A 26,354-nucleotide genomic window follows, 5' to 3' on the forward strand; every position below is an offset into this window, starting at 1 on the left:
CCCCGTCAGTCCTCCGCGCCCGCCCCCCGCCGCGGGTCGATGCCGAGGGCGCGCAGCTTGCGGTAGAGATGCGTGCGCTCCATGCCGGTGCGGCGCGCAAGCTCCGCCACACTGCCCCCGGCGCGGCGCAGCTGGTGGACGAAGTAGGCGCGCTCGAAGCGCTCGCGCGCCTCCCGCAGCGGCCCCTCCAGCGTCACCCCCTCGGGCAGCGCCGCCCCGGGGCGCTGCACCTCGCCGCCGAGCGCGGCCTCCACCTCCTCGAGGCCGATCTCCTCGCCGGCGCCGAGGATCAGCAGCCGCTGCACCAGGTTCCTGAGCTCGCGGATGTTGCCCGGCCAGTCGTGGTTGCGCAAGCGGTTCTGGGCCGCGGTACTGAAGCGGCGGAAGGGCAGGCCCTCCTCGCGCACGAAGTGGTCGACGTAGAAGTCGAGCAGCTCCGGGATGTCCTCCGGGTGCTCGCGCAGCGGCGGCACCGCCACCGGCACCACGTGGAGCTGGTAGAAGAGGTCCTCGCGGAAGCGCCCGGCGCGCACCTCGGCGGCGAGGTCCCGGTGGGTGGCGGCGAGGATGCGCACGTCCACCGTCACCGGCTCGGCGCCGCCGACGCGCAGGAAGGAGCCGCCCTCCAGCGCGCTGGCGAGGCGCGCCTGGGTCTCCGGATCCATGTCCGCCACCTCGTCCAGGAACAGCGAGCCGCCGTTGGCCTGCTCGAGGCGCCCGTACTGGATGCGCCCGCCCTCCTCGCGGCCGAACAGCTCCACCGCCGAGTTCTCGCGCGCGATGGCGGCCACCCCCACCTCCACGAAGGGACCGTCGCGCCGCGGGCTGTGGGCATGGAGGTAGCGCGCCCAGGTCTCCTTGCCGCTGCCGGGCTCGCCGGTGAACAGCACCCACGAGCCGTGGGCGGCGATGCGCCGGATCTGCTCGCGCAGCCGCTGCATCACGAGGCTGCGCCCCACCGGCTCGGTCACCACCGCGGCCCGGCGGCGCAGACCCACGTTCTCCCGCTGCAGCCGCTCCGCCTCCAGGGCGCGCTCCACCGTGAGCAGCAGCTTGCTCATGGAGAGGGGCTTCTCGAGGTAGTCGTAGGCGCCGAGGCGCGTCGCCTCCACCGCGGTCTCCACGGTGCCGTGGCCCGACATCATGATCACCGGGAAGGGCAGGCCGCCCTCGTCGACCCAGCGGCGAAGCAGGGTCACCCCGTCGAGGTCCGGCATCCAGATGTCGAGCAGCACGAGGTCGGGGCGGCGCGCGCGCCGCGCCGCGTCGGCCTCCGCTGCGGTCTGCGCCTCGTCGACGCTGTAGCCCTCGTCCTCGAGGATCTCCCGCAGCAGCCGGCGGATGTCTTCTTCGTCGTCGACGACGAGGATGTGGGCCTTGCTCATGCCTGCTGACGGACGGCGCCCGCCGCGCCCCCCTCCGCGGGCAGGCGGATGCGGATGCACGCCCCCCCACCGGGGGCGCCCTCGGCGCGGATCTTACCACCGTGTTCCTCCACGATGCGCCGCACGATGGCCAGCCCCAGCCCGGTGCCGCCCTTCTTGGTGGTGACGTAGGGCTCGAAGAGGCGGTCGGCGAGGCCCTGCGGCAGCCCGGGGCCGTTGTCGCAGACCGCAAGCTCGGCCCAGCTCCGCCCGCCCTCCTCCACCAGCCGCGTCTCCACCCGGACGCGGCCGTCCGCCCGCCCCTCGAGGGCCTCGGCGGCGTTGGTGAGGAGGTTGTGCAGGACCTGGCGCAGGCGCGCGGCATCGGCCGCCACCGGCGGCAGCCCCCCGGTGACCACCTCCAGGGTGGCGATGCGGCGCTCGCCCCGGTAGAGGTCGCAGACCTCGCGCACCAGGCGGTCGATCTCCACCGGGGCGAGCGCGAGATCCGGGGCGCGGGCGTAGGCGCTGAAGGCGTCCACCATGTCCTTCATCACCCGCACCTGCTGGATGATGGTCTGGGTGTAGCGCTCCAGGGCCGCGGCCTCCTCCGGCGGCAGCCGGCGGGCGTACTTGTGGCAGAGCCGCTCGGCCGAGAGCTGGATCGGGGTCAGCGGGTTCTTGATCTCGTGGGCGAGCCGCCGCGCCACCTCGCCCCAGGCCGCCTCCCGCTGCGCCTGCACCAGCGCGGTCACGTCCTCCAGCACCACCACCTGCCCCGGCGCCCCCGCCGCCGGCGGCAGCCGGGTCCCGCTCACCACCAGGATCTGGCGGCTGCCGCCGGCGACGAGCTCGCACTCCCCCCGCCATTCCTCGTCGTCCGCGGCGACATGGGCCTCCACCAGCCGGGCGAGCGGTGCGATGCGCGGCTCCCCGGCCGCGAGCACCGCGAGGCCGACCCGGTGCAGCCGCCGCAGGGGGATGCCGAGGAGCTGCGCCGCGGCCTGGTTGACGGTGCGGATGCCGCCGCCCTCGTCGAGCACCAGCACCCCCGAGGAGAGGTGCCCGAGCACCGCCTCGAGATAGGCCTTCTGCCGCTCCAGCTCGGCGCGGCTGCGGCGCGCCTGCTCGCTGGCCTGGGCGATGCGCCGGGTCATGATGTTGAACGACTGCACCAGGAAGCCGAGCTCGTCGCGGCTGGTGCGCGGCAGCTGGCGGTCGTAGTGGCCGGCCGCCACCGCGCGCGTGCCCTCGGCGAGGTCGCGGATGGGCCGCACCAGCCGCCGCGCCGAGTAGAAGGCCGCCGCCATCGCCGCGAGCACGCTCACCGCCAGCACCAGCGACAGGGTCAGGGTGAAGCTCAGGCGCAGGGGACGGCGCAGGTAGGCGAGCTCGCGGTAGCGGGTGAAGGCCTCCTGCACGCTCGCCGCGAGGTCATCGATGCGCGTCGGCACCGGAAAGAGGGCCTGCACGAGGCGGTCGCGCCCCGTCTCGCCCGCCGCCGCGAGGGGGAGGACGATGCGAACGTAGAGATCGCCTTCGGTGACGGGATCGAGGCTTGCGTAGACGCGTCCGGAGCGGACCTGCAGCAGCACCTCCTCCGGGGGGCGGGAGGGGACGATGGCGGTGGGATCGGTGCTGCTCGTTGCGAGGATCGTGCCGTCGCCCGCGAGCACCGTGAGCTCGCTCGCCCCCAGGGCCTCGCGGACCTCGGCCACCGCCAGGGCGAGCTCCTCGCGCCGCGCCGCGGCGGGGATGCCGGCGGCCGCGACCCGGGTCTGGCGCAGCTGCTCGCGCACGTAGAGATCGAGGCTCGAGCGCGACAGCTCCAGCGCGTCCCGCAGCGCCTCCTCGATGCGGACGTCGAACCAGCTGTCGATGCCCCGGTGCAGGAACTGGATCGAGAAGGAGTAGACCACCGCCACCGGCGCCAGGGTGAGGAGGACGAAGACCAGCACCAGCCGTGCCGTCAGGCGCGAGCCCACCACCCCGGCGCGGTACTGGCGCAGCAGCCGGGCCGCGCTCGCCACCACCAGCCCCGCGAGCAGAAACAGCGCCCCGGCGTTGACCACCAGCAGCAGGGAGTAGAGGCGGCCGAAGCGGACGGAGTTCTCCGTCGCCTGCCCCATGAGGTGGAGGGCGAGGAGGAGCGCCGCCGCCAGCGCCGCCGCGGCCGCCCACGATCGCGCCGGGCCCCGGCGCGCCAGGACCCGTGCCAGCCTCAGGACTCGAGCCGCCACGCGTACCACTCGCTGGCCAGCCGCCAGCCCGGCGACAGGTAGGCCAGCGGGCGCAGCGGCGCCGGCAGCGCCTCGATGTCGAGCCGCGCCCGCAGCCGCGCCTGGTAGCGCCCGCCCGGGGCGAGCAGCCGCCGGTCCAGCACCGGCACCGCCTCGAGGGTGCCGGCCGCGGCCAGCGCCGCCTCCAGCCGGCGGAACGTGCGCCGGGCGCCGCTGTTGAGGTTGACGAGCACGTAGCGCCCGCTCAGCGCGTGGAAGCGCAGGCGGCTGCGCAGCCGCACCGTCGCGAGCGTCTCGTCCCACAGCCAGCGCCGCGGCTGCACCACCTCCACCGTTACCTCGAAGGTGAGGGGCACGCCGTTGGCCAGCGCCTCGCCCGCGGCCGGGGAGAGGCGGTAGTCGATGCGGGCGCTGAGGCGGTAGACCTCTTCCACGAGGCGGGTGTCCGCATGGCGCACCACCACCCCCGGGGCCTCGGCGGCCGGCGCCGCCGGCGCCGCGGCGAGCGCCAGCACCAGCGCCAGCGCGCGCATCAGGACCCGCCCCCCGGGACCGCGCCCTCCTTGCGCAGACGCGCGTAGTAGAAGCCGTCCATCCCCGCCTCTCCCGTCAGCACCTGCCGCCCCACCGGCAGCGCCCGCCCCCAAGAGGCCCGCACCGGCAGCTCGCGCGCGTCCGGGCGCGCGGCCAGCCACGGCCCCAGCCAGCCGTGGTTCTCCTCGGCGAACACCGAGCAGGTGACGTAGACGAGGATACCGCCCGGCGCCAGCAGCGGCCAAAGGGCGTCCAGCAGCCGCCGCTGCCGCGCCGCCATCGCCGCCGGGTCCGAGGCCCGGCGCAGGTGCTTGATGTCGGGGTGGCGGCGCACCACGCCGCTGCCGGTGCAGGGGGCGTCGAGGAGGATGCGGTGGAAGGGGCGGCCGTCCCACCAGCACCCCGGATCGGCGGCGTCGGCGACCCGCACCTCGGCCGACACCCGCAGCCGCGCCAGGGTCTCGCGCAGCCGCCCGGCGCGCACCGCATCCTGCTCCAGGGCCACCACCTCCAGCCCCGGCACGGACTGCAGCAGCTGCCCGGTCTTGCCCCCGGGGGCGGCGCAGGCGTCCAGCACCCGTTGCCCGGGGCGCGCCGCGAGCAGGGGCACGGCGAGCTGCGCCGCCGCATCCTGCACGCTCAGCGCCCCCTCCGCCCAGCCGGGCAGCCGCGTCACCTCCAGCGGCCGGCGCAGCACCAGCGCCTGGGGGGCGTACGGATGGGGCAGGGCGTCGACCCCGGCGGCGGCGAGCCGCGCCCGCCACGCCGCCCGCTCCCCCGCCACCCGCACCACCAGAGGCGGACGCCGGTTGCCCGCCACCGCGAGCGCCTGCCAGTGCGCCGGCCAGTCCCGCCGCAGCCGCTGCAGCCACCAGCGCGGGTGGGCGAGGCGCGCCACCTCGTCGGCCTCCACCGCCGCCAGCAGCGCCCCGCGCTCGCGCAGGAAGCGGCGCAGCACGGCGTTGACCAGGCCCGCCGCCCAGCCGCGACCGAGGGCGCGCGCCGCATCCACCGCCGCCGCCACCGCCGCCGGCGCCGGGGTGGCGAGCTCGGCGAGCTCGTAGAGACCCACCCAGACGAGGGCCGCCACCTCGAGGTCGCGCCCCCTCGGCACCCGCCGCATCAGCCGCGCCGCCACCGCCGCCCAGCGCGGCTGCCAGCGCAGGGTGCCGTAGACCAGCTCCTGCAGGAGCGCCCCCTCGCGCCCGCCGAGCGCCGCCCGCGCCGGGGGCAGCGCGGCCTCGAGGGAGACGCCGTCGCCGACGACGCGCGCCACCACGCGCGCCGCGGCGGCGCGCACCTGCTCCGTCCGCCCCGCGGCGGCCCCGCTCACCCGACCGCGGCGCCGGCGGCGGGACCGAGGCGCCGCCCGGCGAGCGGCAGGGCGTTGACGAAGTCGCCCGCCGCCAGCGGCCGCCCACCGGGACGCTGCAGCTCGAGGATGCGCAGCACCCCCCGCCCGGTGGCGACGTCGACGCCCTCGCGCCCGGCGGCGAGGACCCGCCCCGGCTCGCCGCCGCCCCCCGGCAGCGCCCGCGCCCGCCACACCCGCAGCCGCGTGCCGTCGTCGAGCCGCGCCTCCGCCACGGGCCAGGGGTTGAAGGCGCGCACCCGCCGCGCGAGCTCCTCGGCCGGACGCGCAAAATCCAGCACCGCCTCCTCCTTGGCGAGCTTCTCGGCATAGGTGGCCTGCGCCTCGTCCTGCGGCACCGGCGCAAGCTCGCCGCGGGCGAGGGCCGGGAGCGCCTCCACGAGGAGCCGCGCCCCCATGCCGGCGAGGCGGTCGTGGAGCTCGCCCGCGGTCTCCTCGGGGCCGATGGGGGTGGCGGCGCGGGCGAGCACGGGGCCGGTGTCCAGGCCCTCGTCCATCTGCATCAGGCACACCCCGGTCTCGCCGTCGCCGGCGAGGATCGCGCGCTGGATCGGCGCCGCCCCGCGCCAGCGCGGCAGCAGCGAGGCGTGGACGTTGACGCAGCCGAGCCGCGGCGCCGCCAGCACCGGCGGCGGCAGGAGAAGGCCGTAGGCCACCACCACCATGAGGTCGGCGCCGAGCGCGGCGAGCGCGGCCTGCTCGGCCGCATCGCGCAGGGTCCGCGGCTGGCGCACGGCGAGCCCCGCCGCCAGCGCCGCCTCCTTGACCGGGCTCGGCCGCGGCCGCCGGCCGCGCCCGGCGGGCCGGTCGGGCTGGGTGTAGACCGCCACCACCGCATGGCCGGCCCCGAGCAGGGCCTCGAGGCTCGGCACCGCGAACGCCGGGGTGCCGGCGAAGATCACGCGCAGGGGAGAGGCCGCCATCGCCCTCACATGGTCTGGCGGCGCAGCTTCTCGAGCCGCTTGCGGATGCGCTCGCGCTTGAGCTCGGAGAGGCGGTCGATGAAGAGCCGCCCCTCGAGGTGATCCAGCTCGTGCTGGATGCACACCGCGAGCAGCCCCTCGGCGTCGAGCTCGAAGGGCGCGCCCTCGCGGTCGAGGGCACGCACCCGCACCCGCGCCGCCCGGCGCACCCGTTCGTAGACCCCGGGCACCGAGAGGCAGCCCTCTTCGCTCACCTCCTCGCCCTCGGCGGCGAGGATCTCGGGGTTGATCAGGCACAGGGGCTGGTCGCGGGCCTCGGAGACGTCGATGACCACGACCCGGCGCGGGACGTTGACCTGGGTGGCGGCGAGACCGATGCCGGGCGCGTCGTACATGGTCTCGAACATGTCGTCCACGAGGCGGCGCACCTCGTCGTCGACCCGCTCCACCGGCTCGGCGCGGTTGCGCAGCCGCGAATCGGGGAAGTGCAGGATCGTCAGCTTGGCCATGGTCTGTCCGCGGGTGGATGGTGCCGAAGTGTGGACCGCTTCCGGGCGCGGGCCCCACCGCCGTGCTACAGCTTGCACGGGGTTGGCATTATAGGCGAGCCTTTGAGGGGCCGTCGTTTTGACCTACACTCGCCCGACAGGACGCCGGGGGACCGGGCATGCATGCACGCATTCTGAGCTGGATCCTCGCCCTCCTCGCCGCCGGCGCGGCGGCCGCTGCAGGCGACGCCGTCGCCCTGCGCGACGGCCACCCGGAGCGCTACGTGGTGCGCCGCGGCGACACCCTCTGGGACATCGCCAGCCGCTTCCTGCGCGACCCCTGGCGCTGGCCCGACATCTGGCACATCAACCCCCAGATCGCCAACCCCCACCTGATCTACCCCGGCGACGAGATCCTGCTGAGCTTCGACGCCGAGGGGCGCCCGCAGCTCACGGTGCGGCGGGGTCGGCCGACGGTGAAGCTCTCGCCGCGGGTGCGCGCGACCCCCCTGCGCGAGGCCATCCCGCCCATCCCCTTCGAGGCCGTCCGCCAGTTCCTGGACGAGTCGCGGGTGGTGCTGAGCCGCGAGGAGCTCGAGCGCGCCCCGTACATCGTCGAGAGCCTCGACGGCCACCTCGTCAACGGCAGCGGCAACCGCATCTACGTGCGCAGCATCCCGCCCACGGACAGGCTGCGCTACGGCGTCTACCGCCCGGGCCGCACCTTCACCGACCCCGACACCGGCGAGATCCTCGGCCACGAGGCCCTCTTCGTCGGGACCGCCGCGCTGCAGCGGGTGGGCGACCCGGCCACGCTCGTGCTCACCCACACCGTGCGCGAGGCCCTGATCGGCGACCGCCTCCTGCCCGTGGGCGAGGAGCGCAGCGCCGACACCTTCTATCCCCACGCCCCGCCGCGCGGGACCCGCGGGCGCATCATCGCGGTGGTCGACGGCGTCTCCCAGATCGGCCAGTACCAGGTGGTGGTGCTCGATCTCGGCCGCACCGACGGCATCGAGGCCGGGCACGTGCTCGCCGTGCACCGTGCCGGGGGCACCGTGCGCGACGTGGTCAGCCCCGAGCCGCGCGAGACCGTGCGGCTGCCCGACGAGCGCTCGGGCCTGGTCATGGTCTTCCGCCCCTTCGAGCGCGTGAGCTACGCCCTCGTCATGGAGGCCGAGCGCCCCATCCACGTGCTCGATCCGGTCACCGCCCCCTGACCGCCCCGTGGCCGCCCCGCAGGGATTGCGGGCGACCGAGGCCCGGGTCTGGATCGCCCGCACCCCGGGCCTGAGCGCTGCGGCCCTGGCGGCGGCGCTCGCCCGCGCCGGCGGCGACGCGGCGGCGGTGACGGCGCTCCCGCAGGCGGCACTCGCCGAGTGCGGCCTCGCCGACGCCGCCATCGCCCACCTGGGGCGGCCGGATCCCGACCGCATCGCCGCCGATCGCGCCTGGCTCGAGGCCGATCCGGCACGGGGTCTGGTCCTCTTCGGCGAGACCGCCTATCCGCCGCTGCTCGCCGCCATCCCCGACCCGCCTCCGGCGCTGTGGCTCCACGGTGAGGCGACGCTGCTCGCAGCCCCCCAGATCGCCATCGTCGGCAGCCGCAACCCCACCCCGGGCGGGCGCGAGAACGCCGCCGCCTTCGCCCGTGCTCTCGTCGGCGCGGGCCTTGCCGTCACCAGCGGCCTCGCCCTCGGCATTGACGGGGCGGCCCATCGCGGCGCCCTCGCCGCGGGCGGGGCCACGGTGGCGGTCTGCGGCACCGGGCTCGACCGCGTCTACCCCGCAAGCCACCGCGAGCTCGCCCGCGAGATCGCCCGCCGCGGCCTGCTCGTCTCGGAGTTCCCGCCGGGGACGCCGCCGCGGCCCCACCACTTCCCGCGGCGCAACCGGATCATCGCCGGCCTCGCCCTCGGCACCCTGGTGGTGGAGGCGGCGGCGCGCAGCGGCTCGCTCATCACGGCGCGGCTCGCCGCCGAGCAGGGGCGCGAGGTCTTCGCCGTCCCCGGCTCCATCCACAACCCCCTGGCGCGGGGCTGCCACGCCCTCATCCGCCAGGGGGCGAAGCTGGTGGAGGAGGCCGCCGACATCCTCGAGGAGCTCGGCCCCCTGTGGGCCGCGGCGGCGGCACCGCAACCGCCCGCCGCCGACCGCCCCGGGACGCCCACGGGGCGGGATCCCGCCTACGCGCGGCTCCTCGCCGCCCTCGCCGACGGGCCGGCCGGGATCGACCTCCTGGTGGAGCGCACCGGATTGACCCCCGAGGAGGTTTCCTCCATGCTGCTCGTCCTCGAGCTGGAGGGGCAGGTATCATCGGCGCCCGGGGGCCTCTACGCCCGGCGGCACGGCCAGGAAGCATGAACGAGACCATCCTCGACGTCCTCGTCTATCTGTTCGAGCACTACATGGAGGCCCCCGCCGCGGAGCCGCCCAGCGAGGAGGCGCTACGCTCGGAGCTGGAGGAGCAGGGCTTCGACGAGGAGCAGATCGAGCGCGCCTTCGACTGGCTCGAGGAGCTGGGCGAGCGCCAGGAGAGCCTGCCCGGGGTGGTGGCGCCGGGCGCGATCCGGATCTACACCGAGGCCGAGGTGGCTCGGCTCGACCTCGAGGCGCGGGGGCTGCTGCTGGATCTGGAGCAGCGCGGCGTCCTCGACCACCGCACCCGCGAGCTGGTCCTCGACCGCCTCCTGGCCCTGGACGAGCCGCACCTCGGGCGCGAGGCCGCGCAGTGGGTCGCGCTCATGGTGCTGTTCAGCGAGCCCGGACGCGAGGCGGCCTACGCCTGGATGCGCGACTACGTCTACCAGCTCCCCGGCGGGGCCCTGCACTGAGCGGCGGGGGGCAGCGCAGATCCCATGGGCAGGCAGCTCGTCGTCGTCGAGTCCCCCGCCAAGGCGCGCACCATCAAGCGCTACCTCGGCCCGGACTACGAGGTCCTCGCCTCCTACGGCCACGTGCGCGACCTCGTCCCCAAGGAGGGGGCGGTGGATCCCGAGCACGACTTCCGCATGCGCTACGAGCCCATCGAGCGCAACGCGCGCCACGTGGAGGCCATCGCCCGCGCCCTGCGGCGGGCCGAGGCCCTCTACCTCGCCACCGACCCCGACCGCGAGGGCGAGGCCATCTCCTGGCACCTGCTGGAGCTGCTGCGCAGCCGCGGTGCCCTCGACGCCAAGGCGGTGCATCGCGTCGTCTTCCACGAGATCACCCGGCGCGCCATCCAGGAGGCGATGGCGCAGCCGCGCGACATCGCCATGCCGCTGGTCAACGCCCAGCAGGCGCGCCGCGCGCTGGACTACCTGGTGGGCTTCAACCTCTCGCCGCTGCTGTGGAAGAAGGTCCGCCCGGGGCTGTCCGCGGGGCGCGTGCAGAGCCCCGCCCTGCGCCTCATCGTCGAGCGCGAGGAGGAGATCGAGCGCTTCGAGCCGCGCGAGTACTGGACCCTGGTGGCCCGCGCCGACAAGGACGGCGAGGCCTTCTCCGCCCGCCTGGTGCGGCTGGACGGGGCGAAGGTGGAGCAGTTCACCATCACCGACGCGGCCACCGCGCAGGCGGCCCGGCAGCGCCTGCTCGAGGCCGCCGCAGGCCGGCTCCGGGTGCGCTCGGTGGAGCGCAAGAACCGGCGGCGCAACCCCGCCGCCCCCTTCACCACCTCGACCCTGCAGCAGGAGGCCTCGCGCAAGCTGCGCTTCTCGGCCCAGCGCACCATGCGCATCGCCCAGCAGCTCTACGAGGGGGTGGACATCGGCGGCGAGCGGGTCGGCCTCATCACCTACATGCGCACCGACTCGGTCAACCTCGCCGGGGAGGCGGTGGAGGAGCTGCGCCGCTACATCGCCGAGCAGTACGGGGCCGACCAGGTGCCGGCCCGGCCGCGCATTTACAAGACCCGCACCAAGAACGCCCAGGAGGCCCACGAGGCGATCCGCCCCACCTCCGTGCGGCGCACCCCGGAGTCGCTGCGCCCCTTCCTCAGTGACGAGCAGCTGCGCCTCTACGAGCTCGTCTGGCGGCGTACCGTCGCCTGCCAGATGAAGCACGCCACCCTGCATACGGTGGCGGTGGAGCTCGCCGCCGGCGAGGCCGGCGTCTTCCGCGCCACCGGCGCCACCGTCGCCGATCCCGGGTTCATGCGCGTCTACCAGGAGGACAGCGACGAGCCCGAGCGCCCCGAGGCGGGCGAGAACCGCCGGCTGCCGGCGCTCGCCGAGGGCGAGGTGGTGCGCCTCGAGGACATCGAGGCCGGGCAGCACTTCACCGAGCCGCCGCCGCGCTACACCGAGGCGAGCCTGGTGCGGGCGCTGGAGGAGTACGGCATCGGCCGTCCGTCCACCTACGCCAGCATCATCTCCACCCTCCAGCAGCGCGAGTACGTCACCCTCGAGCAGCGCCGCTTCCGCCCCACCGACCTCGGCCGGGTGGTGGCCCGCTTCCTCACCCAGCACTTCCCCCAGTACGTGGACTACGCCTTCACCGCGCGCCTCGAGGACGAGCTCGACGCCGTCGCCCGCGGCGAGGAGGAGTGGGTGCCGCTGCTGCGCCGCTTCTGGGGCCCGTTCAAGGCCCTGGTGGAGGAGAAGGACCGCAGCCTGCGCCGCGCCGACGTCACCCAGGAGGCCCTCGACGAGGCCTGCCCCAAGTGCGGGCGGCCGCTGGCGATCCGCCTCGGCCGCCGCGGCCGCTTCGTCGGCTGCAGCGGCTTCCCGGACTGCGACTACACCCGGGATCTCGAGGGCGAGGAGCGGCCGCCGCCGCAGGTGGTGGAGGGCGAGCGCTGTCCGGAGTGCGGCGCCGAGCTCCTCGTCCGCAGCGGCCGCTACGGCCGCTTCGTCGGCTGCAGCGCCTATCCCAAGTGCCGCTACATCCGCCCCCTCGAGCCGCCGAAGGACACCGGGGTGAGCTGTCCCCAGTGCGGCGAGGGGACGCTGCGCCAGCGCCGCTCGCGCCGCGGCAAGGTCTTCTATTCCTGCAGCACCTATCCGAAGTGCGACTACGCGGTCTGGGACCCGCCGCTGGCGGAGGCCTGCCCGGCCTGCGGCTGGCCGATCCTGACCCTGAAGACCACCAAGCGCCGCGGCACCGAGAAGGTCTGCCCGCAGAAGGCGTGCGACTTCCGCGCCCCCGCCGCCGCCCCCGAGGAGGAACGCGCCGCCGGCGCATCCTGAGCGCCGCCGCCCGTGAGCGCCGCCCTCGCCGCCCTCCTGCCGCTCTTCCTCGTCATCGCCCTGGGCCATCTGCTGCGCCGTGCCGGCTTCCCCGGCGAGGGCTTCTGGCGGCCGGCCGAGCGTCTCACCTACTACGTCCTCTTCCCCGCCCTGCTGGTGCTGAGCCTGTCGCGGGCCGAGCTCGAGGGGGCCGGGGCGGCGCGCATGGCGGGGGCGCTCGCCGCGGGGGTCCTCGCCATGACCGCGCTGCTCCTCGTCCTGCGCCCCCGTCTCGGCGTCCCCGGCCCCGCCTTCACCTCCCTCTACCAGGGGGCGGTGCGCTTCAACACCTACGTGGGGCTCGCCGCCACCGCCGCCCTCCTCGGCGAGGCGGGCCTGGGGCTCGCCGCCGTCGCCCTCGCCGTGCTGGTGCCGCTGGTCAACCTCCTCAGCGTCACCCTGCTCGCCCGCTACGGCAGCGGCGGCATCGGGCTCGTGCGGGCGGTCGCGGGCAACCCGCTGATCCTCGCCTGCGCCGCCGGCATCGGCCTGCGCCTCGCCGAGGTCGCGCCGCCGGCCGCGGCGGCGACGCTGCTGGAGCTTCTCGGCCGCGCCGCGCTGCCGCTGGGCCTGCTCGCGGTGGGGGCGGGCCTCGACTTCGCCGCCGTGCGCCAGCGTCCCGGCCTCCTCGCCCTCGGCCTTGCGGCGAAGCTCGCCCTCATGCCGGCGCTGGTGTTCGCCGCCTGCCGCCTGCTCGCGGTGCCGGAGCCGGCGTCCCTGGTGGCGGTGCTCTTCGCGGCGCTGCCGGGGGCGCCCAGCGCGTACGTGCTGGCGCGCCAGCTCGGCGGCGACGGCGCCCTCATGGCGGGGCTCGTCACCGGCCAGACCGCCGCCGCCGTGCTGACCCTGCCGCTGGTGCTGGGTCTTGCGGGGTGAGCCCACCCCGCCCCTGCGCTGGGCTATGATGGCGGCGGCAGGCCATCGCCTTCGGAGGGGACGCCAGTGAGCCGCATCGACACCAGCCGGGGTTTCTTCCCGGGCACGCGCATGCGCCGCATGCGCCGCGACGACTTCTCCCGCCGCCTCATGCGCGAGACGGTCCTGACCGTGGACGACCTCATCCAGCCCATGTTCGTGCTCGAGGGCGAGGGGCGGCGGGAGCCCGTCCCCTCCATGCCCGGCATCGAGCGCATGAGCATCGACGAGCTGCTGCGCGAGGCCGAGACCCTGGCCGAACTGGGGGTCCCGGCCCTGGCCCTCTTTCCGGTGACGCCGCCGGAGAAGAAGTCGGCGGACGCCGCCGAGGCCTACAACCCCGAGGGGCTGGTGCAGCGCGCCGTGCGCGCCCTCAAGGAGGCGGTGCCGCAGCTCGGCGTCATCACCGACGTCGCCCTCGATCCCTTCACCACCCACGGCCAGGACGGGCTCGTGGACGAGCACGGCTACGTCCTCAACGACGAGACCGTCGAGGTGCTCGTGCGCCAGGCCCTGTCCCACGCCGAGGCCGGCGCCGACATCGTCGCCCCCTCCGACATGATGGACGGGCGCATCGGCGAGATCCGCGAGGCGCTGGAGGAGGAGGGCCACGTCAACACCCGCATCCTCGCCTACTCGGCCAAGTACGCCTCGAGCTTCTACGGCCCCTTCCGCGACGCCGTGGGCTCGGCCGCGAACCTCGGCGGCGCCGGCAAGCACAGCTACCAGATGGATCCGGCCAACAGCGACGAGGCCCTGCGGGAGGTGGCCCTCGACCTCGAGGAGGGCGCCGACATGGTCATGGTCAAGCCGGGGATGCCCTATCTCGACGTGGTGCGCAGGATCAAGGACCAGTTCGGCGCCCCCACCTTCGTCTACCAGGTCAGCGGCGAGTACGCCATGCTCAAGGCCGCCGCCGCCAACGGCTGGCTCGCCGAGCGCGCGGTGGTGATGGAGTCGCTGCTCGCCATCAAGCGCGCGGGCGCCGACGCCATCCTGACCTACTTCGCGCGCGAGGCGGCCCGCTGGCTGCGCGAGGGCTGAGCCGGTGGGCGAGGCCGCGGACGGGGCAGGGGCGGCACCGGACCTCGCCGATCCGGCCCTCTACATCAACCGCGAGCTGAGCTGGCTGGAGTTCAACCGCCGGGTGCTGGCGCTCGCCAGCGACCCGGAGGTGCCGCTGCTCGAGCGGCTGCGCTTCCTCTGCATCTGCTCGGGCAACCTGGACGAGTTCTTCGAGATCCGCGTCGCCGGCCTCAAGCAGCAGGCGGCGCACGATGCGGTGCAGCCGGGCCCGGACGGGCTCACGCCCCAGGAGCAGCTCGCCCGCATCGCCGAGCGCGCCCACGCCCTCGTCGACGAGCAGTACCGGGTCCTCAACGAGTCGCTGCTGCCGGCGCTCGCCGCCGAGGGCATCCGCTTCCTGCGCCGCGACCAGTGGAACCCGCGCCAGGCGGCCTGGATCCGGCGCCACTTCCTGCGCCAGGTGCTGCCGGTGCTCACCCCCATCGGCCTCGACCCCGCCCATCCCTTCCCGCGGGTGCTCAACAAGGGGCTGCACTTCATCGTCTCGGTGGAGGGCGAGGACGCCTTCGGGCGCCGGGCGGGCATCGCCGTGGTGCAGGCGCCGCGCTCGCTGCCGCGGCTGATCCAGCTGCCCGCCGGCGTCGCCGAGGCGCCCTACGACTTCGTCTTCCTCTCCTCGGTGATCCACGCCCACGTGGACGAGCTCTTCCCGGGCATGGAGGTCACCGGCTGCTACCAGTTCCGTGTCACCCGCAACAGCGAGCTCTTCGTCGACGAGGAGGAGGTGGACAACCTGCTGCGCGCGCTCGCCGGCGAGCTGCCCTCGCGCCAGTACGGCGACGCCGTGCGCCTGGAGGTCGCCGACAACTGCCCGCCGGCGATGGCGCGCTTCCTCCTGCGCCAGTTCGCGCTCGGGCCCGACGACCTCTACCGCGTCAACGGTCCGGTCAACCTCAACCGGCTGGTGACGCTGCCCGACCTCGTTGACCGCCCGGATCTCAAGTATCCGCCCTTCACCCCCGGCGTGCCGGAGGCGCTGGCCGGCGACGGCGACCCCTTCGAGGCCATCCGCCGCGGCGACATCCTCCTGCACCACCCCTACGAGTCCTTCGCCCCGGTGCAGGAGCTGGTGCGCCGCGCCGCCGCCGACCCCGACGTCCTCGCCATCAAGCAGACCCTCTACCGCACGGGCGAGGACTCGGCGATCGTGGAGGCGCTGCTGGAGGCTGCGCGCGCGGGCAAGGAGGTGGCGGTGGTGGTGGAGCTGCGGGCGCGCTTCGACGAGGAGGCCAACATCGACCTCGCCACCCGCCTCCAGGAGGCCGGCGCCCACGTGGTCTATGGCGTCGTCGGCTACAAGACCCACGCCAAGATGCTGCTCATCGTGCGCCGCGAGGGGCGCGCCGTGCGCCGCTACGCGCACCTCGGCACCGGCAACTACCACGCCCGCACGGCGCGGGCCTACACCGACTTCGGCCTCCTCACCGCCGACCCGGCCGTCACCGACGATGTGCAGCGCATCTTCCAGCAGCTGACCGGCCTCGGCCGGGCGGTGCGCCTGCGCAAGCTGCTGCAGGCGCCGTTCACCCTCCACGGCGCCATCCTCGGCCACATCCGCCGCGAGGCCGAGCACGCCCGCGCCGGGCGTCCGGCGCGCATCGTCGCCAAGATGAACGCGCTGGTGGAGCCGCAGGTGATCCGCGCCCTCTACGAGGCCTCGCAGGCCGGGGTCGAGATCGACCTCATCGTGCGCGGCATCTGCTGCCTGCGCCCGGGCGTGGCGGGGGTCTCCGAGCGCATCCGCGTCCGCTCCGTCCTCGGCCGCTTCCTCGAGCACCACCGGGTCTTCTACTTCGAGAACGGCGGCGACCCCGCCCTCTACCTCTCCAGCGCCGACTGGATGGACCGCAACTTCTTCCGCCGCGTCGAGACCTGCTTCCCGGTGGAGGACGAGGCCCTGCGGCGCAGGGTCTGGGAGGAGGGGCTGGCGGTGTACCTGCGCGACAACACCCAGGCCTGGGAGCTCCTGCCCGACGGCAGCTACCGCCGCCTGCGCCCGGGGCGGCAGCGGCCGCGCGCGGCGCAGGTGCTGCTGCTGGAGCGGCTCGCCCGGCCGACGCCGCGATCCCAGGGCAGCCGGGCCCGGCGCGTCGTGCGCGGCGCCTGACCGGCGGCCTCAGCCCTCGAGGCGCCGGGCCAGCGCCCCGCACACGGTTCGCAGTACCTCGACGCGGGCGTGGCGCTTGTCCTCGGCGGCGACCAGGGTCCACGGCGCCGCGGTGGTGCTGGTGCGCTGCACCATCTCGTGCACGGCGCGCTCGTAGTCGGCGCGGCGCTCGCGGTTGCGCCAGTCCTCGTCGGTGAGCTTCCAGCGCTTGTGGGGGGTCTCGGCACGCTCGCGGAAGCGGCGAAGCTGCTCCTCGTCGCTGATGTGCAGCCAGAGCTTGACCAGCACCGTCCCGTGCTCCACGAGCTGCTCCTCGAAGTCGTTGATCTCGCCGTAGGCGCGCCGCCACGCCTCGGGCGGGGCGAGCCCCTCGACGCGCTCCACCAGGACCCGCCCGTACCAGGAGCGATCGAAGATCACCATCCGCCCGGCGCGCGGCAGGTGGCGCCAGAAGCGCCACAGGTAGTGGTGGGCGCGCTCCTCGTCGGTGGGGACGGCGACGGGGACGACGCGGTAACGGCGGGCGTCGAGGGCGGCGGTGAGGCGGCGGATGGCGCCGCCCTTGCCGGCGGCGTCCCAGCCCTCGAAGACCACCACCGTCGACACCCCTGCGACCGCCGCCTCGCGCCCGAGCTCGGCCAGCCGCCCCTGCCAGCGGGCGAGCTCGCGGCGGTAGCGGGCCTTGTCGAGCCGCCGGCCGAGATCGATCCGCGACAGCACCGTGGGCCCGGGATCGGGCGCGGGCGGAGGCGGCGACGGCGCCGTCGGCGGCGTCTCCAGCCGCCGGCGCATGGCATCGCGCAGGGTCTCGCCCACGGTCAGGGCGGCATGGCGCAGGTCCGTCCCCTCCACCACGTGCCAGGGGGCGTCCGGGGCGTCGGTGCGCCGGATCAGCCGCTCGGCGGCGGCGACGAAGTCGTCGTACATCCGCCAGTGGCGCCAGTCCCGCTCCGTGACCCGCCAGCGCGTCAGCGGGTCCTTCTCGAGCCTGCGGAAGCGCCGCTTCTGTGCCTCGCGGCCGAGGTGGAGCCAGAACTTGACGATCAGGGCGCCGTCCTCGGCCAGGGTGCGCTCGAAGGCGGCGATGCGCTCCAGGGCCTCGTCGTAGGCGGCCACGTCCAGCTCGCCGTAGGCGCGGGCCAGCAGCGGCGGCGAGGTCCACGCCGAGAGATAGAGCCCGATGCGCCCGCGCGGCGCCAGTGCCCGCCAATAGCGCCAGTAGGGGGGACGCTCGCGCTCCTCGTCCGAGGGCTCGCCGAAGGCCTCGGTGACGATCCAGCGCGGGTCCATCCAGGCGTTGAGCAGGTTGACGATCTCGCCCTTGCCGGCGCCGTCCACTCCGCCGAAGAGCACGAGCACCGGGAAGTCCGCACCGCGCAGCGCCTGCTGCAGCTCCAGCAGCTCCAGGCGCAGGCCGGCCTCGCGCCGGCGGAACTCCGCCTTCGCCACCTTGCGCCCGAGCTCGGCGGCCTCGAACACGGCTAGTCCCAGAAGGGCGCGGCCTCGCGCCAGCGCCGCCAGGCCAGCCGCGCCGCCGCCTCCCAGCCCTCCGCGCGCCCCTCGAGCCAGGCGCAAAGGGGCGCACCCGCGCCGATGCGCGCCGCCAGCCCGCGCTGCACGGCGAGGTCCTGGAGCGCGCCGAGGGCCTCGTTGAGCCGCGTCAACCGCCGCAGGTAGCGCCGCGCACGCCCGCGCGGCTCGGGCCCGGCCACGAGCTGGGCCGCAAGGCGCAGCCGCTTGACCGCGATGCGCAGGCGGTGGCGATCCTCGGGGCCGAGGCGCGCGAAGCCTCCGCCCCGGTTTCGCACCTGCCGGTGCAGGCGCTCGAGCACGCGCGCACCGTGCCGGCGCCAGGGACCGGCACGGGCGGCCTCCCCCGCGGCCATGAGGCCGAGCACCGCGCGCGCTGAGGCGGGGCCGCCGAGGGCCGCCCGGGCCGCGGCCCGGGCCTCGGCGCGGGCGGTCTCGAACCCCGGCCCGGGCCCGGGCAGGCCGGGGCAGCGCGCCGCCACCGCCCCCCAGGCCTCGCCGAGGACGTCCAGGTCGCGCAGCGGCCCGGTGGCCCGGGCGAGCGCGCGCAGGTCGTCCGCCAGCGCCTCGTCCTCCGCCCAGGCCACCGGCAGCAGCCGCGGCAGGGTGCGCAGCCGGCGCAGGGCGAGGCGCACCTGGTGCAGGCCCTCGGCGTCGCCGGCGAGGGCGGCCTCGAGGTGGGCGTCGAGGTGGCGGGCGAGATCGTGGGTGAGGATCCGCCCCGCCTCGGCGGCGTCGGCCTCCCGGTCCAGCGCCGGCGGGCTCCACGGCGCCGGCGCCGGCGCCTCCGCCGCAAGGCCCGCGAGCCGGTAGCCCCGCTCGGCCTTGCTCGCGTGCCCCAGGGCCAGCGGCAGCCTCGCGGCGAGGGCGCGCCCGACGCGGTAGAGGCCCTCGGGCGGACCCTGCAGGAGCTCGATCTCGAGCTCGGCGATGGGCTCGCGGGCGGCGCCGGCGCGAAGCTCGCCGAGGTCGAGGGCAAGCTCCACCTCGAGCCCGGGCTCGGGGGCGAGGCGCCAGGTCCAGCGCTCGAACCGGGTCTCGAACACCGGCCCCGCGCGCCCCGCGACCGCCGCCACCACCGCCCGGGCCTCGGGCGGGAGCCGCTCGGGCGCAGGCTCCGGCCCCGCCAGCGGGACCTCCACCTCGCGCCGCACCGCCATCGCCGCCTGCTGCTCGCCGCGCCACTTGACGGTCTGGAGCCAGGTGCGGCCGGCCCGGCGCACCCGCCAGGCGACGCCGCGCCGCCAAAGCGCGCCCTCGGGGGTGTCGTAGTAGACGCTGACGAGGCGCCGGCGGCGCGGCGCAGGCCAGTCCGGCGCCGCCACCGCCTGCGGCGTCGGCGTCCCCGCGCCCGCCCAGCGCAGCTTCAGCTCGGTCTCGACGCCCACGGGGACCGCGCCGGCGCTGCCACGCTCAGAAGATGAGGCGGAGGCCGAAGTAGCCGCCCTTGTCCACGTCGACGTCGCGATGGGCCTCCAGCTCGCTGCGCACCCGCCGGTAGCCGAGGTAGACGATGGCCGTGCGCAGGATCTCGTACTCGCCCTGGATCGAGAAGTCGGACTGGCCGTCGCTGTCGAGGAAGGAGACGATCCCCGGCGCGTAGAAGGCCTCGGCCTGGATCGCGAAGCGGTTGGCGGCGGGGAAGACGTAGCGCAGCCGCCCGCCGAGACCCAGCGCGAGGACGTCCTGGTCCCCCGCGGTCCCGAGGTAGGCGCGCAGCCCCGCCGCGGCGGTGAAGCCCGACCCCGGCGCGGGATCGCCCACCACCTCGAGGCCGCCGTGGGCGAGGGCGTCGTCGCCGTCGTTGGCGATGAGGCCGATGTTCCACTGGGCGTTGCCGAGCCTGCTCGCGGCCACCGCGCTGGTGTAGGCGGCGCGCACCGCATCGTCGCTCAGGCTGATGTCGAGCCCCTGCGCCCGCACCCCGAGGGCGGCCGCACCGAGCAGCAGCGCGGCGAGATGACGTGCCTTCATGATGTCCCCCTGTTGCCCCAATGGTTGCGAAAGCCGCGGCCATTGTAGCCGCCCCCGCGGCGGCCGGGGTCTGCTGCGCCGCAGCACGCCATAGGCCGCGCCGATGTCCCGATAGAACAAATCCGTTCGCGGCGCGGCGGCCGTGGAGGCAGACTCGCCCCCCGTCACGTCGGCACCAGGAGCCCCCATGCCCGCCCAGCCCCGGCCCGCCGCCCCCGGCGACGAGATCCGCCACACCACCTGCTACATGTGCGCCTGCCGCTGCGGCATCCGCGTGCACCTGCGCGACGGCATGGTGCGCTACATCGAGGGCAACCCCGACCACCCCCTCAACCAGGGCGTGATCTGCGCCAAGGGGGCGTCGGGGATCATGAAGCAGTACTCGCCGGCGCGCCTGACCCAGCCGCTGCGCCGCCGCGACGGGGCCGAGCGCGGCGAGGGCGCCTTCGAGCCCATCTCCTGGGACGAGGCCATGGAGATGCTGGCCGAGCGGCTCGGGCGCATCCGCGCCACCGACCCGAAGCGCTTCGCCTTCTTCACCGGCCGCGACCAGATGCAGGCCCTCACGGGGCTCTTCGCCCGCCAGTTCGGCACCCCCAACTACGCCGCCCACGGCGGCTTCTGCTCGGTCAACATGGCCGCGGGGATGATCTACACCATCGGCGGCTCGTTCTGGGAGTTCGGCGGCCCGGACCTGGAGCGGGCGCGGCTGTTCGTGATGCTCGGCACCGCCGAGGACCACCACGCCAACCCCCTCAAGATCGCCATCTCACGCTTCAAGCGGGCGGGCGGGCGCTTCATCGCCATCAACCCCGTGCGCACCGGCTACGCCGCCATCGCCGACGAGTGGGTGCCGATCCGGCCCGGCACCGACGGCGCGCTGCTGCTCGCCCTCATCCACGAGCTCGTCCGGCTCGGCCTCTACGACCGCGACTTCCTGGTGCGCTACACCAACGCGGCGCAGCTGGTGAACCAGGACGAGGCGAGCGCCGAGTACGGCCTCTTCGTGCGCTTCGAGGTCCCCCCCGAGGAGGGCTGCTTCGACCCCCAGAACAAGCTCTGGTGGGACCGCCTCCGCGACCGGCCGGTGCCGACCCACAGCGAGGGCGCCGACCCGCGGCTGCTCGGCAGATTCCGCCTCCCCGACGGCACCCCGGTCAAGCCCGCCTTCCAGCTCCTCAAGGAGCGGGTCGAGCGCTACACCCCCGAGTGGGCCGAGGGCATCACCGGCATCGGCGCCGACACGATCCGGCGGCTGGCCCACGAGATGGGGATCACCGCCCGCGACGGCACGGTGGAGCTGCCCATCGCCTGGACCGACGTCTGGGGGCGGGAGCACGAATCGGTCACCGGCAACCCCGTGGCCTTCCACGCCATGCGCGGGCTGGCCGCCCACAGCAACGGCTTCCACGCCGTCCGCGCCCTCTCGATCCTCATAACCCTCCTCGGCGTCATCGACCGCCCCGGCGGCTTCCGCCACAAGGCGCCCTTCCCGCGCCCGATCCCGCCCTGCGCCAAGCCCCCGAAGGGGCCCGGGGACGTGCGCCCGGGCGAGCCGCTCGCGGCGATGCCGCTGGGCTGGCCGGCCGAGCCCGAGGACCTCGCGGTGGACGAGCACGGCGAGCCGCTGCGCATCGACAAGGCCTTCTCCTGGGAGTACCCCCTCGCCGTCCACGGGCTCATGCACAACGTCATCACCAACGCCTGGCGCGGCGACCCCTACCCCATCGACACCCTGATGCTGTTCATGGCCAACATGGCCTGGAACTCGTCCATGAACACCGGCCGCGTGCGCGAGATGCTGGTGGACAGGGACGAGCACGGCGAGTACCGCATCCCCTTCCTCGTGGTCTGCGATGCCTTCGCGTCCGAGACCGTGGCCTTCGCCGACCTGGTGCTGCCCGACACCACCTACCTCGAGCGCCACGACGTCATGTCCATGCTCGACCGCCCGATCTCGGAGTTCGACGGCCCCATGGACGCCGTGCGCGTGCCCGTGGTGGCGCCCCCCGCGGGCTGCCGCCCCTTCCAGGACGTGCTCATCGAGCTGGGCGCCCGCCTCGGCCTGCCCGCCTTCACCGAGGCCGACGGGCGCCCGCGCTATCGCGACTACCGCGACTTCGTGCTGCGCTACGAGACCGAGCCCGGCTCCGGCATCGGCTTCCTCGCCGGCTGGCGCGGCCGGGGCGGCGAGCGGTTCATGCGCGGCGAGCCCAACCCGCGCCAGTGGGAGATGTACGAGGCCAACGGCTGCCACTTCCACCACCCGCTGCCGCCCTCGTACCGCTACATGCGCAACTGGAACAAGGGCTACCTGCAGTGGGCCCGCCACCACGGGCTCATCCGCTACGCCGAGCCGATCCTGATCCACCTCTACTCCGAGGTGCTGCAGAAGTTCCGGCTCGCCGCCGAGGGCCGCTGGGACGGGCGCCGGCCCCCCGAGCGGCTGCGCGCGCGCGTGCGCACCTGGTTCGATCCGCTGCCCTTCTACGCCGAGCCGCTGCAGAGCCAGGCCGTGGACACCGGCCGCTACCCGCTGCGCGCGGTGACCCAGCGCCCCATGGCCATGTACCACGCGTGGGACTCGCAGAACGCCTGGCTGCGCCAGATCCACGGCCACAACAGCCTCTTCGTCCACCCCGCCACCGCCGCGGCCTGCGGCGTCGCCGACGGCGGCTGGGCCTGGCTGGCATCCCCCCACGGACGGGTGCGCTGCCGCGTGCGCCTGAGCGAGGCGGTGGAGCCCGGCACGGTCTGGACCTGGAACGCCGTCGGCAAGGCCGCCGGCACCTGGGCCCTCGACCCGCGGGCGGACGAGGCCCGCATCGGCTTCCTCCTCAACCACCTCATCACCGAGGAGCTCCCGGCCGAGGACGGCGGCCCGCCGTGGTCCAACGCCGATCCCGTCACCGGCCAGGCGGGCTGGTACGACCTGCGCGTGCGCCTGGATCCGGCCGGCCCCGCCGAGGCCGGGGAGAGCGCGCCGCAGTTCGCCCCGCCCGCCGAGCCCCCGGGGCTCGCCGGCCATGCCTGGACCCGCGACCGGGTGGCGCGCCTTCGCCGCCTGGGGAGGCGCCGCCCGTGACCCAGCTCGCCCTCGTCATCGACCTCAACGTCTGCGTCGGCTGCCACGCCTGCGTCACCTCTTGCAAGGCCTGGAACAGCTTCGGCGAGGCCGGCCCCATGACCGACCCCGACCCCTACGGGCCGGGCTACGGCGGCACCTTCTTCAACCGCGTCCTCACCTACGAGGCGGGCCGCTTCCCGGAGGTGGACACCATCCACTTCCCCAAGAGCTGCCTGCACTGCGAGGACCCGCCCTGCGTCCCCGTCTGCCCCACCGGGGCGAGCTACAAGCGGGAGAAGGACGGCATCGTCCTCGTCGACCACGACAAGTGCATCGGCTGCAAGTACTGCGCCTGGGCCTGCCCCTACGGGGCGCGGGAGCTGGACGCGGGGGAGAAGGTCATGGCCAAGTGCACCCTGTGCGCCGACCGCCTCGACGACGAGACCCTGCCCCCGGAGCGGCGCAGGCCCGCCTGCGTCCTCGCCTGCCCCACCGGGGCGCGCATCTTCGGCGACATCCACGACCCCGATTCCGAGGCCTCGCGCGCCATCCGCGCGCATGGCGGCTACACCCTCATGCCCGAGCTCGGCACGCGCCCGGCGAACCACTACCTGCCGCGCCGGCGCACCGAGATGCGCATCCACCCCGACGAGCTGGTGCGCGCCGACAACCCGCTGCGCAAGGAGGGCGAGCTGCCGGCGCCGCCCGCCGACGCACCCACCCTGGACGAGACCACGAGCTGGTAGGCCCATGCGTCCTGCGATCTCCGTCGTCCTCCTCACCACCCTCATCGGCGCCGGCCAGGGCCTGCTCCTCGCCCTCTACGGCGCCCGCCTGGCGGCGCGGGCCGCCCTCGTCCCCGCCGCCCCCGAGGGCCTCCACGCCGTCGGCGCGGGGGTGGCCGTCGCCCTCATGGCGGCGGGGCTCGCCGCCTCCTTCTTCCACCTCGGCCGGCCGGCGCGGGCCTGGCGCGCCGCGAGCGGCTGGCGCACCTCGTGGCTGTCGCGCGAGGTCATCGCCCTGCCCGTGGCCATGGCCGCCACCGCGGCCTACGGCGCCGCCGCCCTGGCCGCCCCGGCCTGGGCCGCGGCGGCAGGCGCCCTCGCCGCCGCGGCGGCCCTCGCGCTCTACCTCTGCACCGCCATGATCTACGCCTCGATCCGCTTCCTGCGGGAGTGGCACACGCCGCTGACGGTGCTCAACTTCACCCTCGTGGGGCTGGCCTCGGGGGCGACGCTCGCGGCCGCGCTGGCGGCGGCGCAGGCCCCGGCGCTGCTCCCGCCCCTCGCGGGCGCGGCGGCGGTGCTGGCGCTGGCGGCCCTCGCCGGGCGCGGGGCGGTGCTGCTGCGCAACGCCCGCCTCGGCCCCCCGGTCGCCCCGGCGGCGGCCATCGGCCTCCACCACCGCCGGGTCCGCCAGATCGCCCGCGGCACCACCGCCCCCGGCTTCCCCACCCGGGAGTTCTTCCACGGCCGCCGCGCGGGCGTCGTGCGCGCGGTGCGCGCCGCCTTCCCGCTGGCCGCCTTCGTGCTCCCCGCCATCCTCGCCGGCGTCGCCGCCCTGACGGGCGCGGCCGCCGCGGCCTGGGCCGCGACCGCGGTGCAGGCGGCAGGCCTTCTGCTCGAGCGCTGGTCCTTCTTCGCCGAGGCCCGCCACCCGCAGAACGTCTACTGCGAGGCCGTGGCCTGAGCCCGCGCTTGTCGGCGCGGGGACTTTGTGGTAGAAAAGCGCGCCTTCGCCTGCACGGCGCCGGCTTCACCCGAGGACGGAACCATGTCGAGAGTCTGCCAGGTCACCGGCAAGCGCCCCATGACGGGGCACAACGTCTCGCACGCCAACAACAAGACCAAGCGGCGCTTCCTGCCCAACCTGCACACGCACCGCTTCTGGGTCGAGAGCGAGAAGCGCTGGGTCAGGCTGCGGGTCTCGCGCAAGGGCATGCGCATCATCGACAAGCGCGGCATCGAGGCCGTGCTCAAGGACCTGCGTGCGCGCGGCGTGAAGGTCTGAGGGGGGCGGCACCATGCGCGAGAAGATCAAGCTCGTCTCCAGCGCCGGCACCGGCCACTTCTACACCACCACCAAGAACAAGCGCAACACGCCCGACAAGCTCGAGATGCGCAAGTTCGACCCGGTGGTGCGCAGGTACGTGATCTACAAGGAGGCCAAGATCAAGTAGCCCGCGCGCTGCGGCCGCGGATCCCGCGAGGCCCGGCCCGGCGCCGGGCCTCTTCGCGTCCGCACCCGGCGCCTCCGCGGGTGGCGCCCCCGCCGCGGGGTCAGGCGAGCGCCTTCGCCCCGCGCAGGCGCAGGCCCGCGAGCTCCCGGGCGAAGCGCCGCATCGCCTCCACCCCGGAGGCCTCCGCCCGGCGCCGCCACGCCTCCAGGGCATCGCGCAGCCGCTCGTAGCTGCCCGCCGAGGCCCACTGGGCCTTGAGCTCCAGATAGCCCTCCCAGGCCGCGCGCAGGCGCGGGCTCGCCGCCGCCGCCGTCTCCAGCTCCCGCCGCAGGGCGCCGTCCAGGTCGGCGGGCAGCCCCCGCAGCCGGCGCGCCAGGCGCCGCCACGCCGGACCCCGCAGCTCCTCGCGCAGCACCGGCACGAGCACGTGCCGGACGTAGCGCGAGGCGAGCTCCAGGCGCGCCGCGGCGCAGGCCCGCGCCGCCTCCAGGTCCAGGGCCTCGCCCTCGCCGCGCCAGGCGAGCTGGGGCAGCGTGCGCTTGACCCGCGCCAGCCCCAGCATCTCGAGGATGCGGATGTAGAGCCAGCCGATGTCGAACTCCCACGGGCGCGCCGACAGCCGCGCCGAGCCCGGGTAGGCATGGTGGTTGTTGTGCAGCTCCTCGCCCCCGATCAGCACGCCCCAGGGGAGGATGTTGCGGGAGGCGTCCTCGGTGGCGAAGTTGCGGTAGCCCACGTAGTGGCCGATGCCGTTGATGACGCCCGCGGCGAGCACCGGGATCCACAGCATCTGCACCGCCCAGGCGGTGAGCCCGAGGGGGCCGAAGAGGACGAGGTCGGCGAGCGCGAGCAGCGTGATGCCGAGGGTCGGGTGGCGGCTGTAGAGGTGGCGCTCGAGCCAGTCGTCGGGGGTGCCGCGGCCGAAGCGCTCGAGGGTCTGCACATCGGCCGCCGCCGCCCGGTAGAGCTCGGTGCCGCGGGTGAGCAGGGCCGGCAGCCCCAGCACCTGGGGGCTGTGGGGGTCGTCCTCGGTCTCGCAGTGGGTGTGGTGCTTGCGGTGCACCGCGACCCACTCCTTGGTGACCATGCCGGTGGTGAGCCACAGCCAGAAGCGGAAGAAGTGGCTCACCGCCGGGTGCAGGTCCAGGGCGCGGTGGGCCTGGGCGCGATGCAGGAAGATGGTCACCGCGGCGATGGTGACGTGGGTGGTGGCGAGCACATAGAGGACGATGCCGCCCCAGCCGAGGCCGGTGACGCCGTCGAGCAGATCGTTCATGCCGGTCGTTCGCTTCGCTTCGCGTCCCGTCGACGCACGCCGAATATAGACCACCGCCGCCTCCCGCGCCCCGACGCCGGTCAATCGCGCCG

At 75.2% G+C, this 26,354-nt stretch carries 22 protein-coding genes; 12 read left to right on the top strand and 10 right to left on the bottom strand.

Annotated features, from left to right (window positions below; all coding sequences use genetic code 11):
* Window positions 1-5: 5 nt before the first annotated feature.
* The 6 genes from EDC57_RS00710 to def are packed head-to-tail and all read right to left on the bottom strand — an operon-like array spanning window position 6 to window position 6,942.
* Window positions 6-1,385, bottom strand: a complete 1,380-nt coding sequence (locus EDC57_RS00710; RefSeq protein ID WP_123399265.1) for a sigma-54-dependent transcriptional regulator — start codon at window positions 1,383-1,385, stop codon at window positions 6-8.
* The gene (locus EDC57_RS13240) at window positions 1,382-3,604 is read right to left on the bottom strand and encodes a sensor histidine kinase (protein ID WP_281272244.1); all 2,223 of its coding nucleotides are present in this window, start codon (window positions 3,602-3,604) and stop codon (window positions 1,382-1,384) included. Before EDC57_RS13240 ends, EDC57_RS00710 begins: the two co-directional genes overlap by 4 nt.
* Window positions 3,586-4,137, bottom strand: coding sequence for a DUF4390 domain-containing protein (locus EDC57_RS00720; protein ID WP_123399267.1), 552 nt, complete (start codon window positions 4,135-4,137; stop codon window positions 3,586-3,588). Before EDC57_RS00720 ends, EDC57_RS13240 begins: the two co-directional genes overlap by 19 nt.
* Window positions 4,137-5,471 (bottom strand): 16S rRNA (cytosine(967)-C(5))-methyltransferase RsmB, encoded by a 1,335-nt coding sequence (gene rsmB, locus EDC57_RS00725; RefSeq protein ID WP_245995089.1) that lies wholly within the window; start codon window positions 5,469-5,471, stop codon window positions 4,137-4,139. Before rsmB ends, EDC57_RS00720 begins: the two co-directional genes overlap by 1 nt.
* On the bottom strand, window positions 5,468-6,433 hold the full coding sequence (fmt, locus tag EDC57_RS00730) for a methionyl-tRNA formyltransferase (protein ID WP_123399269.1): 966 nt from the start codon (window positions 6,431-6,433) through the stop codon (window positions 5,468-5,470). Before fmt ends, rsmB begins: the two co-directional genes overlap by 4 nt.
* A 5-nt stretch (window positions 6,434-6,438) precedes the next feature.
* Window positions 6,439-6,942 (bottom strand): peptide deformylase, encoded by a 504-nt coding sequence (gene def / locus EDC57_RS00735; protein ID WP_123399271.1) that lies wholly within the window; start codon window positions 6,940-6,942, stop codon window positions 6,439-6,441.
* Window positions 6,943-7,100: 158 nt separating this feature from the next.
* Between def and EDC57_RS00740 the strand changes: the two genes are divergently transcribed.
* The 7 genes from EDC57_RS00740 to ppk1 all read left to right on the top strand — a co-directional run bounded on the left by EDC57_RS00740 (window position 7,101) and on the right by ppk1 (window position 16,236).
* Entirely contained in the window at window positions 7,101-8,141 is a 1,041-nt protein-coding gene (locus tag EDC57_RS00740) for a LysM peptidoglycan-binding domain-containing protein (RefSeq protein WP_123399273.1), read from the top strand.
* Between the two features lie 25 nt (window positions 8,142-8,166).
* Window positions 8,167-9,285, top strand: coding sequence for a DNA-processing protein DprA (gene dprA, locus EDC57_RS00745; protein ID WP_123399275.1), 1,119 nt, complete (start codon window positions 8,167-8,169; stop codon window positions 9,283-9,285).
* Complete coding sequence (locus tag EDC57_RS00750; protein WP_123399277.1) at window positions 9,282-9,755, top strand: Smg family protein; 474 nt, start codon at window positions 9,282-9,284, stop codon at window positions 9,753-9,755. Before dprA ends, EDC57_RS00750 begins: the two co-directional genes overlap by 4 nt.
* Window positions 9,756-9,779: 24 nt before the next feature.
* Entirely contained in the window at window positions 9,780-12,089 is a 2,310-nt protein-coding gene (gene topA / locus EDC57_RS00755) for a type I DNA topoisomerase (RefSeq protein WP_123399279.1), read from the top strand.
* Between the two features lie 12 nt (window positions 12,090-12,101).
* Window positions 12,102-13,004: an AEC family transporter gene (locus EDC57_RS00760; RefSeq protein ID WP_123399281.1), complete on the top strand. Its 903-nt coding sequence runs from the start codon at window positions 12,102-12,104 to the stop codon at window positions 13,002-13,004.
* Window positions 13,005-13,115: 111 nt separating this feature from the next.
* The gene (gene hemB / locus EDC57_RS00765; protein ID WP_123400861.1) at window positions 13,116-14,087 is read left to right on the top strand and encodes a porphobilinogen synthase; all 972 of its coding nucleotides are present in this window, start codon (window positions 13,116-13,118) and stop codon (window positions 14,085-14,087) included.
* 4 nt (window positions 14,088-14,091) lie between these two features.
* The gene (gene ppk1 / locus EDC57_RS00770; RefSeq protein ID WP_123399283.1) at window positions 14,092-16,236 is read left to right on the top strand and encodes a polyphosphate kinase 1; all 2,145 of its coding nucleotides are present in this window, start codon (window positions 14,092-14,094) and stop codon (window positions 16,234-16,236) included.
* A 9-nt stretch (window positions 16,237-16,245) separates the two neighbouring features.
* Here ppk1 and pap read toward each other — a convergent pair whose 3' ends face one another.
* Genes pap through EDC57_RS00785 form a run of 3 tightly spaced genes read right to left on the bottom strand, consistent with a single transcriptional unit; the run spans window position 16,246 to window position 19,740 of the window.
* Complete coding sequence (gene pap, locus EDC57_RS00775; RefSeq protein WP_123399285.1) at window positions 16,246-17,715, bottom strand: polyphosphate:AMP phosphotransferase; 1,470 nt, start codon at window positions 17,713-17,715, stop codon at window positions 16,246-16,248.
* A gap of 2 nt (window positions 17,716-17,717) precedes the next feature.
* Window positions 17,718-19,154 carry a CYTH and CHAD domain-containing protein gene (locus EDC57_RS12620; RefSeq protein WP_170164996.1) on the bottom strand — a complete coding sequence of 479 codons (1,437 nt, stop codon included), beginning with the start codon at window positions 19,152-19,154 and terminating at the stop codon, window positions 17,718-17,720.
* Window positions 19,155-19,179: 25 nt separating this feature from the next.
* On the bottom strand, window positions 19,180-19,740 hold the full coding sequence (locus EDC57_RS00785; RefSeq protein ID WP_170164997.1) for a YfaZ family outer membrane protein: 561 nt from the start codon (window positions 19,738-19,740) through the stop codon (window positions 19,180-19,182).
* Between the two features lie 187 nt (window positions 19,741-19,927).
* Between EDC57_RS00785 and EDC57_RS00790 the strand changes: the two genes are divergently transcribed.
* From EDC57_RS00790 to rpmG, 5 genes are all read left to right on the top strand, one after another.
* Window positions 19,928-22,825 (top strand): molybdopterin oxidoreductase family protein, encoded by a 2,898-nt coding sequence (locus EDC57_RS00790; protein ID WP_123399289.1) that lies wholly within the window; start codon window positions 19,928-19,930, stop codon window positions 22,823-22,825.
* Entirely contained in the window at window positions 22,822-23,553 is a 732-nt protein-coding gene (locus tag EDC57_RS00795) for a 4Fe-4S dicluster domain-containing protein (RefSeq protein WP_123399291.1), read from the top strand. The genes EDC57_RS00790 and EDC57_RS00795 overlap by 4 nt, the downstream gene beginning before the upstream one ends.
* Window positions 23,554-23,557: 4 nt before the next feature.
* Complete coding sequence (locus EDC57_RS00800) at window positions 23,558-24,496, top strand: dimethyl sulfoxide reductase anchor subunit family protein (protein ID WP_123399293.1); 939 nt, start codon at window positions 23,558-23,560, stop codon at window positions 24,494-24,496.
* A gap of 84 nt (window positions 24,497-24,580) precedes the next feature.
* Window positions 24,581-24,817 carry a 50S ribosomal protein L28 gene (gene rpmB / locus EDC57_RS00805; protein WP_123399295.1) on the top strand — a complete coding sequence of 79 codons (237 nt, stop codon included), beginning with the start codon at window positions 24,581-24,583 and terminating at the stop codon, window positions 24,815-24,817.
* 13 nt (window positions 24,818-24,830) lie between these two features.
* Complete coding sequence (gene rpmG, locus EDC57_RS00810; protein ID WP_123399297.1) at window positions 24,831-24,986, top strand: 50S ribosomal protein L33; 156 nt, start codon at window positions 24,831-24,833, stop codon at window positions 24,984-24,986.
* Between the two features lie 100 nt (window positions 24,987-25,086).
* Here the strand turns inward: rpmG and EDC57_RS00815 are convergent, their stop codons facing one another.
* Window positions 25,087-26,253 carry a DesA family fatty acid desaturase gene (locus tag EDC57_RS00815; RefSeq protein WP_425454788.1) on the bottom strand — a complete coding sequence of 389 codons (1,167 nt, stop codon included), beginning with the start codon at window positions 26,251-26,253 and terminating at the stop codon, window positions 25,087-25,089.
* Window positions 26,254-26,354: the final 101 nt, after the last annotated feature.

The organism is Inmirania thermothiophila, assembly GCF_003751635.1.
Classification (GTDB): domain Bacteria; phylum Pseudomonadota; class Gammaproteobacteria; order DSM-100275; family DSM-100275; genus Inmirania; species Inmirania thermothiophila.

Excerpts from the sequence above, each read along its gene's own strand:
- hemB (WP_123400861.1), top strand. The coding sequence starts at position 13,116 with ATGCGCCGCATGCGCCGCGACGACTTCTCCCGCCGCCTCATGCGCGAG.
- def (WP_123399271.1), bottom strand. The coding sequence starts at position 6,942 with ATGGCCAAGCTGACGATCCTGCACTTCCCCGATTCGCGGCTGCGCAAC.
- EDC57_RS00750 (WP_123399277.1), top strand. The coding sequence starts at position 9,282 with ATGAACGAGACCATCCTCGACGTCCTCGTCTATCTGTTCGAGCACTAC.
- EDC57_RS00790 (WP_123399289.1), top strand. The coding sequence starts at position 19,928 with ATGCCCGCCCAGCCCCGGCCCGCCGCCCCCGGCGACGAGATCCGCCAC.
- rpmB (WP_123399295.1), top strand. The coding sequence starts at position 24,581 with ATGTCGAGAGTCTGCCAGGTCACCGGCAAGCGCCCCATGACGGGGCAC.
- EDC57_RS00740 (WP_123399273.1), top strand. The coding sequence starts at position 7,101 with ATGCATGCACGCATTCTGAGCTGGATCCTCGCCCTCCTCGCCGCCGGC.
- EDC57_RS00785 (WP_170164997.1), bottom strand. The coding sequence starts at position 19,740 with ATGAAGGCACGTCATCTCGCCGCGCTGCTGCTCGGTGCGGCCGCCCTC.
- EDC57_RS00800 (WP_123399293.1), top strand. The coding sequence starts at position 23,558 with ATGCGTCCTGCGATCTCCGTCGTCCTCCTCACCACCCTCATCGGCGCC.
- topA (WP_123399279.1), top strand. The coding sequence starts at position 9,780 with ATGGGCAGGCAGCTCGTCGTCGTCGAGTCCCCCGCCAAGGCGCGCACC.
- EDC57_RS00710 (WP_123399265.1), bottom strand. The coding sequence starts at position 1,385 with ATGAGCAAGGCCCACATCCTCGTCGTCGACGACGAAGAAGACATCCGC.
- rpmG (WP_123399297.1), top strand. The coding sequence starts at position 24,831 with ATGCGCGAGAAGATCAAGCTCGTCTCCAGCGCCGGCACCGGCCACTTC.
- EDC57_RS00720 (WP_123399267.1), bottom strand. The coding sequence starts at position 4,137 with ATGCGCGCGCTGGCGCTGGTGCTGGCGCTCGCCGCGGCGCCGGCGGCG.
- fmt (WP_123399269.1), bottom strand. The coding sequence starts at position 6,433 with ATGGCGGCCTCTCCCCTGCGCGTGATCTTCGCCGGCACCCCGGCGTTC.